Below are 10,286 nucleotides of genomic sequence, written 5' to 3'. Positions count from 1 at the left end.
TGAGGCTTGAAGGAGAAATCTAGAGAGCCATTCTGACCAGCCAAGCGTCTTAATTGACTACGTTATTAAGGTCACGACACCCTGGAATGCGAAGCTAGTTCCTTGCTCTGTCGCTAATAGTTAACCAGTTTTAAGGTCACTAAAACAGTGCTATTAGCCTAACAAGCCTCTATAACTTTGGCGAAGTACAGACGACCTGGCAGGTCGTCTCTTCTACCCCGCAAGGGAGGCTCAAAAGAGCAAAATACTATGCGTACAGGACTGGGAAGTTTGAAGCGGTAATTGTCCCGCTGAAAGTACAACACAAAAGTACACCGAACCAACCAGTTCCAAGGCGGTAGTATCCAAAAGCACAATGTAAAGCCGTCCTAAAAGGACGAGGTTTCTACCCATTTTTCTGATGACTTCCTCCGGCTTGTTTCAGAAACCAGGTTTCTTCTTAAATGTCTTGTTTTCCCACATTTTTTTCTGAGAAACCGGGTTTCTTTGGTCCTAGTCATAAACTTCAAAAAACCTTGACCTAATTATTTGTTAAACCATCTAAACCCAACATCAAATCATCATGACTGAAAAAGTTCAAAAAACCGAAGAAGAATGGAAACAGCTACTCACTCCAGAACAGTTCAAAGTCACCCGCAAAAAAGGGACGGAAAGAGCTTTTAGTGGCGAATATCACGACAACAAAAAAACCGGAATTTATAAGTGCATTTGCTGCGGCACTGAGCTATTTAAATCTGAAACAAAGTTTGATTCCGGTACTGGTTGGCCGAGTTTCTACGCTCCCGTTAGCGAAGAAAATGTCAAGTGTGAGTCGGATAACACCTTGTTCATGCGCCGCACGGAGGTACTGTGTGCTGTCTGTGACTCTCATCTAGGTCACGTATTTAACGACGGGCCTAAACCGACCGGTCAGCGTTACTGCATGAATTCTGCTGCTCTTAATTTCGTTCCCAAGGATTGAGTCTTTTAGGGGCCCGCTAAGAGTACCCACCCCACAAAAAATCAATCCCGTTGTGGAACAGGCTAGGAGGACTTGTTCACCAACCGCCAGCCGGCGCAACAAACAAATTCTCTTGCAGCACAAGCACGATGCCTGTTCCGGGCAATTGATGTTCAAAATGCACCTGTACTGCTATCTTATGGTGGAGGCAAACAGAGTAAAAAAATAGTGGCGGCATGGGGATGGTTTATCAGCGAGTTTTGCTGAAGCTCAGCGGTGAAGCACTGATGGGCAGCTTGGGCTACGGCATCGATCCGATAGTCGTTCAGTCGATCGCCCAGGAAGTGGCCAAAGTCGTGTCCGAAGGCATTCAAATCGCGATTGTTGTCGGTGGCGGCAACATTTTTCGCGGGGTGAAAGCTGCTTCGGCAGGGATGGATCGGGCAACGGCTGATTATGTGGGCATGATTGCTACGGTGATGAATGCTATCACTTTGCAGGATGCCCTGGAACAAGTAGGAGTGCCAACCAGGGTGCAATCGGCGATCGCCATGCAAGAAGTAGCTGAACCCTACATCCGGCGGCGGGCGATTCGCCACCTCGAAAAAAAACGAGTAGTGATTTTTGGTGCCGGTTCTGGCAATCCTTTTTTTACTACGGATACTACAGCCGCTCTGCGGGCGGCTGAAATTGATGCAGAGGTGATTTTTAAGGCTACTAAGGTAGATGGGGTGTACGATTCTGACCCCCACCTTAACCCCAACGCGCGCAGGTATCAAACCCTCACCTACGGACACGTCTTGAATCAAGACTTGCGGGTGATGGACAGTACCGCGATCGCCCTTTGCAAAGAAAATAATATTCCTATTATGGTATTTGACCTCTCGGTGTCGGGCAACATCTACCGAGCTGTAATGGGAGAATCTATTGGAACCCTTGTCGGAGGTTTTTGTGAAGTTAGCTGAAGCAGAAGATCATATGCAAAAGGCAGTTGAGGCTACTCAACGGTCTTTTAATACTATTCGGACGGGACGGGCCAACGCCTCCCTCCTCGATCGAGTCATGGTAGACTACTACGGCTCTCCAACTCCGATCAAATCCCTTGCCAATATCGGCACGCCGGATGCGACTACGATCACCATTCAACCGTTCGATCGCACAGCGCTCAACTCGATCGAAAAAGCGATTTCCCTGTCAGATGTAGGACTCGTGCCTAACAACGACGGTTCAGTTATTCGCTTGAACATTCCGCCGCTAACGAGCGACAGACGCCAAGAATTTGTCAAAATGGCCGGTAAGTTTGCTGAAGAAGGTAAAGTGGCAATTCGCAATATCCGCCGCGATGCCGTTGACTCGATTCGCAAGCAGGAAAAAAGCAGCGATATCTCTAAAGATGAATCGCGGGACTTGCAAGATAAAATTCAAAAGCTGACGGACAAGTACATTGCCAAAATAGAAGAAGTTCTGGCAGCGAAAGAGAAAGATATCACGACAGTTTAGGGAATGGGAAATTGGGCATGGGGAATAGGAATAGTTTTGAGATTGCACAGAGCCGGCCGCGAACAACGCCCAGACGCTCGAGGAGTTGTGATTAGTGAGTTAAAAACTCAAGATTTAACACTTCAAGAGTTAGCAATTACCAGTTACTAATTCCCTGTTCCCCATAACCAATTACCATAACCAATTACCCATAACCAAAAATGTTTGATGGCATTATTGTCGGTGCAGGCCCGGCAGGTAGCACAGCAGCTTATCACCACGCAAAGCAGGGACGTTCTGTTTTGGTACTAGAAAAAGCGTCTCTGCTTCGCAATAAACCTGGCGGCGGCGTTTCTGGGGCGATCGCCCAATGGCTGGATTTTGACCGGACGCCCGCTATTTCTCTGAAAGGTAACAAAATTAGCTACACCTGGAAAATGCAAGACCAGGTGAAAGTTGAGATAAATTCGCCGTAGGCGTCAAATTGCCGATTGCTACTGAGTCGATCGGCAAAATTTTGTGCGACGAACTGCGTTATGCCGATATCGCTAACCGCCCCCTTAAAAAGCTGATGCCGTTTTAGAACGAAGTCCGAGGGAAGAAGGAATATTCTTAAATCCCAATTCCTTATCAGAAGATTGGGTTTAAAACCCCGTCCTTGTAGGACGGCTTTTTCCATTTTCAAGTAAAATAACACATCCATCTAAACAAATGAATATGGTAGAATAAGCAGATCAGACAAGATTTAAAAACCTACCCCCGGACTGGGGGAAAGTCTACGCCCAAAACATTCTTGAGGAGATATGACTACACACCTATGTGCTTTCCGTGGTCAGCCTGGGAACCCTATTACCAGGGATATTAAGATCGAAATGTCTTAAGAATCCTCGTGCCTTCAGGGCGAGGAGTGTCAAAAAAAATAGTCGGAAAGCGGAAAACGAGCGTGGCTTTAGCCCGCTCGATGTAAGCGACACGGGGGATTAAAATTCCCCGTGAATTTTTCTTAATTCTTAATATTTAAAGGCGGCGAAAAACCTTAAAATATAAACAAGGAGGTGAGTGAGATTGCTAACAAACTATGTCTACAAGTTACGTCCTAATCAAACACAATTCTTGAAAATGTCGGTTTGGGTAGATATGTTGAGAAGTCACTATAATTGGTGTCTAAACGACAGAATTACCCAATACAATCAGCAGTTTATCCAAGGCGATTACTGCGATATCAAGACTTGTAGTGAAGTTTCACCGCTAACTTGCTTTGTTAGCAAAAATGGAGCAAGTGGCGAACCTTGGAAAGATTCAAAAGTAGACAAGGAAGGGAAAAACAAAAATCCCAGACGCAGTGCCAGTGATATTCAAATCACGGCATTACCAAGTTTGAAAGCATCTCGCCCTTGGTATGCTGGAATAGATTCAACCGTTCTGCAACAAAATGTTAAACGGTTAGATGTTGCCTACAAAAACTTTTTTGAAGGTCGTGGGTTTCCCAAGTTTAAAAATCGCAGTAATTTTACATCCTTTACTTGCGTCATGGGCGTAAAAATACAAGGCAGTAAAATCTACTTGCCCAAAGTGGGATGGATGCGCTTTTACAATTCTCGCCCTATCCCCGATGGGTATGTCATCAAAGCCGCTACTGTTCGGAAAAGGCAAAATGGCTGGTATGTATCAATTAGAATTGAGGACAAAGAAGTTCCCAATTCAATTGTTAAACCTCTGAGTGAAGTCAATAAAATTATTGGATGCGATCTAGGGATTACAAAACTGGTTCATCTATCCGATGGGACTCAAATTGAAAACCCCAAATTTGGAACTAGCAAGAAGTTCAAGCGACTCTTAAAAATTAGACAGCGACGGGTTAACCGTAAAGTTAAAGGTAGTAAAAATCGCAAGAAAGCGGCAAAAATAGTTGGACGTTTGCATCAAAAAGCCACCAATAAGCGTGATGCTTACCAGTGGAAAGTTGCCAATCAAATTGCATCCAGAAATATTGATGCGATCGCCCTAGAGGACTTAAACATCTCTGGGATGATTCGTCGATGCCAAGTAAAAGTTGACGAGAAAAATCGATTTCTTAAGAATGGACAATCTCGTAAGAAAGGTTTGAATCGCGCAATCTATGATTCAAGTTGGGGTAACTTAACTTTAAAAATTGAGTATCTTGCTGCGAAGCAAGGAAAGATTGTGATTAAAGTTAATCCCAAATACTCTAGCCAAGAATGCAGGAAATGTAAACACATTGACAAGTCAAATCGAGACAAAGAAAAATTCATTTGTACTCAATGCGGTCACAGGTCACACGCCGATATTGGCCCTGCAAAAACCATCAGAGATCGAGCATCGGAAATGGTACGTGCGGACTGTGCGGAACCGAGTGCTAGACACTCAAACGCCCAAAAGGTATCACCACGCTCACAGAGCAAACCTGGTGAGTTTGGGAACCTGAAAATTCAGGATATTAAGGTTGCAAAATCTTAAGAATCTCAGTGCCTTTAGGCCTGAGAGTGTCAAAGAATCAATCTCAAATACTCCTGGAGGCAAAAAGTGGTTTGACACGTTACTAAGAGCGCGGTAAGGTGCTTGAGGCGCAGCCTGAATAATTACATTCTACCTAAATCCTGTAAAATATAAAATCTCAAATCTAATGATAATTTATTTTTATAAAGTAGAGGAGCCTTACGGCTGCTTTTCTAATTTTTCACTCCACGAAATTAGTCTGCACGGTCAAGAGTGGTTGACTGTGGAACATTACTATCAAGCCCAAAAATTTGTCAGCACTGATGAAAGATTAGTGGCGACGATTCGAGCCGTACCGACTCCTCAAGAAGCCGCCAAATTAGGTCGCGATCCGAACCACCAGATTCGCGCTGATTGGGAAGCGGTGAAAATTCCTATTATGCGCGAAGCAGTTTTAACTAAGTTTCTCGCTCATACAGACATTCAAGCTATTCTCCTCGCCACAGCGGAGCAAGTGATTGTCGAGGATTCGCCAACCGATTACTACTGGGGGTGCGGCTGCGACCGAACCGGTCAAAATCATTTGGGTAAAATTCTGATGAGCGTGCGTAAGGAAATTCGTCAGGGCCTTGCGCGCTGATAGAAACTCCAATTCTTTCGTTAATTATCATTATATGAAGTTATACAACAAATGTCAAGTTATCTTAACAATTAATAATTTTGATAGTAAGAGTTTAATATTGCGAGAAATTTATAAGAGGATTAAAATAATTATTATTATTTGCTTAAGTCGCTCTGCAGGTGGAAGGCAAGGACTCAACCCGCGCGATCGCAGATTTTCCTTACCCCAGCGCGCCAAATGTGATACACCGTCGTCTCTCACCAGTGTGCCACAGATTAACTGTACAGATCGGTTGAGTCAAAAACTCAGGCTGATTCAGCCTGAGTTTGAGCGCTCCAACAGCAGATCAAAACTTTTTATGATCATTGTATAATTACAAAAGGAGATTTATGCAACTTACAGAAAATACGCAAGAATTACATCATAAATTAGACAGAGAAGTTTTGGTACGGCGGATAACAGAACGCATCCGCCAATCTCTAGAATTAGAAGATATTTTAACGAGTACGGTAGCAGAAGTGCGGTCTTTTTTGAAAACAGATCGCATTATGATTTACAGGTTTAGTGCCGACGGGAGTGGAGAAGTGGTTGCTGAGTCAATTAATAACAACCGTCTCCCTTCCTTGAAAGGGCTGCACTTTCCAGCAGACGACATTCCCGCGCGCGCCAGGGAGATGTATGTGAGTATGCGCCAGCGGACAATCATAGATGTTAACTCCGGGACGATCGTCCTGAGTCCCCTCGATGCTGCAGACACCGGTCAACCTTTAGTAAATCAAGAGATCCACTACAGATCGCTCGATCCTTGCCACACAGCTTACCTGATGGCCATGGGAGTGCAATCTTCCTTAGTCGTGCCGATTTTGCACCGCAGGATCGCGTTGCAAAACAGCAAAACAGATATCTGCGATGCCCCGACGTGCGTGACTCGATACGATCCAGGAAACAATCAAAAAATTCACATCAAACTGTGGGGACTTTTAGTGTCTCACCACTGTGCCCCCCTCAATATTTCACCAGCAGATTTAGAAGTAGTTCAGCTGGTATCAGATCAATTGTCTAGCGCTATCGCCCACGCCCTCCTCCTCCAGCAAACCCGCTCTCAAGCCGCCCGGGAAGCTACCGTGAGTCGCATAGCAGCCCTGTTGTACGGTCACGCCAACATTCAACTGCAACAGGGTTTAGAAGCCACAGTCACCGCTTTGGGCGGCAGCGGCGGCAGACTCTATCTCAACCCCCCGAACCTCAACGGTGAAAAGTTATCGGTTCCCAAGATTGATCAAGCATTTTCCATTGCCAAGGCCCAAAGTGATGCTACCTTTGAACTGTTCACCACAGGAGAACAACCGACACTTCCAGACTGGGAAATAGTCAAGGAGATCGAAGCTCATCCTCTCTGGCAGCAATGGCTAACCAAAGGATTCAAAAATAACGAAGAAATTTCCACATTCCCAACTCTTAATAATTCTCAATTCCCAGTGTGGATAATTACAGACTTATACAAAGAACCTCAATTTAGAGTTTTAGCTCCAGGTTTCCAAGCTACTAAAATTCGGGGTTTGCTGGTAATTCCGCTCCACTACCAACAACAAGTAGTCGGCTGTTTGACCATTTTCCGCAATGAAATTGATACCGAAAAAATGTGGGCGGGGCGCTTTGATAGCAGCGCTGCACAAAGGCTTCCCAGACAATCCTTTGAAGTCTGGCGAGAAATCAAAAAAGGTCAGTCGCCGGAGTGGAACCGGGAGGAGATCGAGCAAGCTTTAGCTATAGGCAGCCAATTTTGTGCGGCAATTGGGCAGTACGTTCTTTATAAAGAAGTGCAAGCCCTAAATGCCAACTTGGAGCGCCAAGTTCAAGAACGCACCGCCCAATTGCAAAAATCCTTGGACTTTGCTCAAGTATTAACGCGAGTTAGAGACCAGATTCGCAGCACCTTGGATTTGAAAATCATACTGCAAACTATTGTGCGAGAAGTCAGAGTTTTGTTGGATACCGATCGCACGGTAATCTACCAATTTGCCCCAGGCAAACTGGGCGAAGTAGTTGTCGAAGCTATTTGCGGCCAGTGGCAGTCAATTTTAGGTATCAAATCTCCACAAGCATTATTTGTCGAAGGCTCAGACTCCTTTTATCGCTCCGGACGGGTGCGAGCAATTAATGATATTTATACTGATGATTTAACACCCTGTCACCGCGAATTTTTGGAAGATTTGCAGGTGAGAGGCAGTTTAATTGTGCCCCTGATGGGCAAAGATTCCCAAGTGTGGGGGTTGCTGATTGCCCATGAGTGTTCCGGGCCGAGAGTTTGGCAAACGGCAGAACAGGAATTGCTGCAACATTTAGCTGCTCAAGCTGCGATCGCCATTCACCAAGCAGAACTTTATCAAGAAAGTCTCAATGCAGCAACTGCCGATCGAGTAAAAGCCGAACAGCTAGCTAAAACCGTCATAGAACTGCACAATACCCAAGCCCAACTCATTCAAACCGAGAAAATGTCCACTCTCGGACAACTGGTGGCGGGAGTCGCCCACGAAATCAATAACCCCGTTAACTTTATCTACGGCAATCTGTCCCACGCCAGCGAATACACCAAAGATTTGCTCTGCTTGGTAGAACTCTACCGCCAGCACTACCCCAATCCCCACCCTGAAATTAGCGAGTGCTCCGAAGAAATCGACATCGAATTCCTTACGGAAGATTTGCCCAAAATTTTGGGTTCCATGAAAATCGGAGTAGAGCGCATCCGCCAGTTAGTTATATCTTTACGCAATTTTTCCAGAAGCGATCAAGCTCAAAAGAAAGGCGTAGACATTCACGAAGGCATCGAGAGTACCCTGTTGATTTTGCAGCACCGGATCAAAGCCCAGTCCGATCGCGACACTGTGAAAATCATCAAAGAATACGGCAATTTGCCCTTAGTAGAATGCTATGCCAGCTCGCTCAATCAGGTATTTATGAATCTGATCGGCAATGCCGTTGACGCCCTAGAAATGGGAAAAAGAGAGCGAGTTATGAATGCTCCCTCCCTGGGGGCAAGTGCAGCAGCGACATATTCAATATCCCAAAAACAGGCTATGGAGCCAGTAGAGATAAATGGAAGCACCGAGTTTTTGATTCCTGATTTCCCATACCCTTGCATTCGGATTCGCACCGAATTAATCGATGAAAAAACTGTAGGAATCTGCATTGCCGACAATGGTCACGGCATCCCCAAAGAGTTAATCTCTCACATATTTAATCCGTTTTTTACTACTAAACCCGTCGGTCAGGGCACGGGTTTAGGGCTGTCTATCAGTTACCAAATTGTAGTTGAGAAACACCAAGGGGTACTGAAATGTGTTTCTATACCTGGTCAGGGTACAGAATTCTGGATCGAGATTCCGCTGAATTAGGCAACTTTGACACTCCCCAAACTAAAGGTGTGGGGATTCTTGCTTCATCCGTCCTCTCTAGAATTATTGCTAATCCCCTGTTTGGATACGTCCACAAGCGCACACTCCCGGCCCGACCGCATTTGAAATGATTTACTTAATTGTTTGTTCCTCTTTCCTACACGCTAGTCGCACGTAGCTGAGCATTGTAGACGGGGAGAACCCAATATTGGCTATCTAGGCGTTTTATCGCGTTGCCATTTCTCTCTTAACATAGTATTCCAGAATGTGTCAAGAGAAAGCCGTCATAAAATGACGGGGCTTGTACCCAAAATTTTGGTCAAGGCAAGATCAACTTCACCAGAACAGAACCGATCGATCCCAGAAGACTCATAAAGTCGCCGCGGCTGGCAGTGCGGGCTTCCGTAGGCTTTTGGCGCGCCACAATGGCGGAGGCTAACTGCTTTGACAATTCCTGACCTTGGGGATTTCCTTGAGCGGCAAAGAGTTGGTTTGCTCTTGCAGCGTCTTGAGTCGCCCCGGCGAAGTCTCCCAAGTCAGCGCGAGACATACTGCGCGCAAAATAAACGGCCGCTAAATCCGATTTCAGATTCAGGGCTTGATTGTAATAATCAATGGCGTTTCTGTAGTTTCCCGCTTGAGCTTCCAGCACTCCCAACCGATAGAAGTCTTCAGCGGTGCCGATATTAGTGGGCATTCCTCTAACTCCGAGCAGTTGCGCGTTAGTTAAATTGGCGTTGAGCAAATTGGCGTCGCTGAGATAGGCACTTCTCAAGTCAGCACCGCTGAGGTTCGCACCGCTGAGGTTGGCCCCCGTCAGGTTGACGCCAAACAGGCTGGTGCCGCTGAGGTTGGCACCGCTGAGGTCAGCCCCGGTGAGGTTGGCTCGGCTGAGGTTAGCCAACCTCAAGTCAGCACCTTTGAGATTGGCTCCTGTTAAATTGGCTAAAACCAAGCCTGCACTGCTGAGGTCGCAGTTGGGGCACTGTCGGGTGGCTAGTAATTGTTGCGTGTGTTGGATGTTCTCGGCGGGTGCAGGAGCGATCGGGGCGATCGCGCTCAGCAGCGTTGCAGCAGCGAGGATTCTGAGTTTCATTTTAACCGTCCCAAATCCAAAATATTAATTCTAAAATAGCTTTTATCGAAGCAATTAAAAATCACCATAACACGAGTTAACCAACAAATCCTTTGGCTCGCCGTATGTAGGGGTTATGCGCCCCATAAGCACCCTAAATTGAAGTTATCAGCTTTCCCTTAGTGTCAAATAAACCTTTCGCTGCCAATAAATTAGGGTAACGAAAAGCTCATTACCCTTTAGGCGCGGTTCTGGCAAACCATAAATTTTAACACATAAATTAGTCGTGGATCGTGCCGTCAGGCATCGTTGTCCCCT

General features: G+C 45.8%; 8 protein-coding genes and 1 pseudogene. 8 read left to right on the top strand and 1 reads right to left on the bottom strand.

The window, feature by feature from the left end:
• Nucleotides 1-562 precede the first annotated feature (562 nt).
• The 8 genes and pseudogenes from msrB (at nt 563) to ACUVJL_RS22730 (ending at nt 8,893) form a co-directional block, all read left to right on the top strand.
• On the top strand, nt 563-961 hold the full coding sequence (msrB, locus tag ACUVJL_RS22765; protein ID WP_445247915.1) for a peptide-methionine (R)-S-oxide reductase MsrB: 399 nt from the start codon (nt 563-565) through the stop codon (nt 959-961).
• 215 nt (nt 962-1,176) lie between these two features.
• Entirely contained in the window at nt 1,177-1,905 is a 729-nt protein-coding gene (gene pyrH / locus ACUVJL_RS22760; RefSeq protein WP_216670679.1) for a UMP kinase, read from the top strand.
• Complete coding sequence (gene frr, locus ACUVJL_RS22755) at nt 1,892-2,440, top strand: ribosome recycling factor (protein WP_333131110.1); 549 nt, start codon at nt 1,892-1,894, stop codon at nt 2,438-2,440. Before pyrH ends, frr begins: the two co-directional genes overlap by 14 nt.
• 3 nt (nt 2,441-2,443) lie before the next feature.
• Nucleotides 2,444-2,590: a hypothetical protein gene (locus ACUVJL_RS22750; RefSeq protein ID WP_445247914.1), complete on the top strand. Its 147-nt coding sequence runs from the start codon at nt 2,444-2,446 to the stop codon at nt 2,588-2,590.
• 50 nt (nt 2,591-2,640) lie between these two features.
• Nucleotides 2,641-2,892: pseudogene (locus ACUVJL_RS22745) on the top strand (FAD-dependent oxidoreductase); the annotation flags it as partial.
• A 592-nt stretch (nt 2,893-3,484) separates the two neighbouring features.
• Complete coding sequence (locus ACUVJL_RS22740) at nt 3,485-4,897, top strand: RNA-guided endonuclease InsQ/TnpB family protein (RefSeq protein WP_445247913.1); 1,413 nt, start codon at nt 3,485-3,487, stop codon at nt 4,895-4,897.
• Nucleotides 4,898-5,063: 166 nt separating this feature from the next.
• Nucleotides 5,064-5,516, top strand: a complete 453-nt coding sequence (locus tag ACUVJL_RS22735; RefSeq protein WP_445247912.1) for an NADAR family protein — start codon at nt 5,064-5,066, stop codon at nt 5,514-5,516.
• A gap of 371 nt (nt 5,517-5,887) precedes the next feature.
• Nucleotides 5,888-8,893: a GAF domain-containing protein gene (locus ACUVJL_RS22730; protein ID WP_445247911.1), complete on the top strand. Its 3,006-nt coding sequence runs from the start codon at nt 5,888-5,890 to the stop codon at nt 8,891-8,893.
• Between the two features lie 319 nt (nt 8,894-9,212).
• Here the strand turns inward: ACUVJL_RS22730 and ACUVJL_RS22725 are convergent, their stop codons facing one another.
• Nucleotides 9,213-9,989, bottom strand: coding sequence for a pentapeptide repeat-containing protein (locus tag ACUVJL_RS22725; protein ID WP_445247910.1), 777 nt, complete (start codon nt 9,987-9,989; stop codon nt 9,213-9,215).
• Between the last annotated feature and the right edge of the window lie 297 nt (nt 9,990-10,286).

The sequence above is a fragment of the Microcoleus sp. OTE_8_concoct_300 genome (genome assembly GCF_031383065.1).
Taxonomy (GTDB): domain Bacteria; phylum Cyanobacteriota; class Cyanobacteriia; order Cyanobacteriales; family Microcoleaceae; genus Microcoleus.
This window is presented reverse-complemented; position numbering and strand designations above follow the sequence as displayed.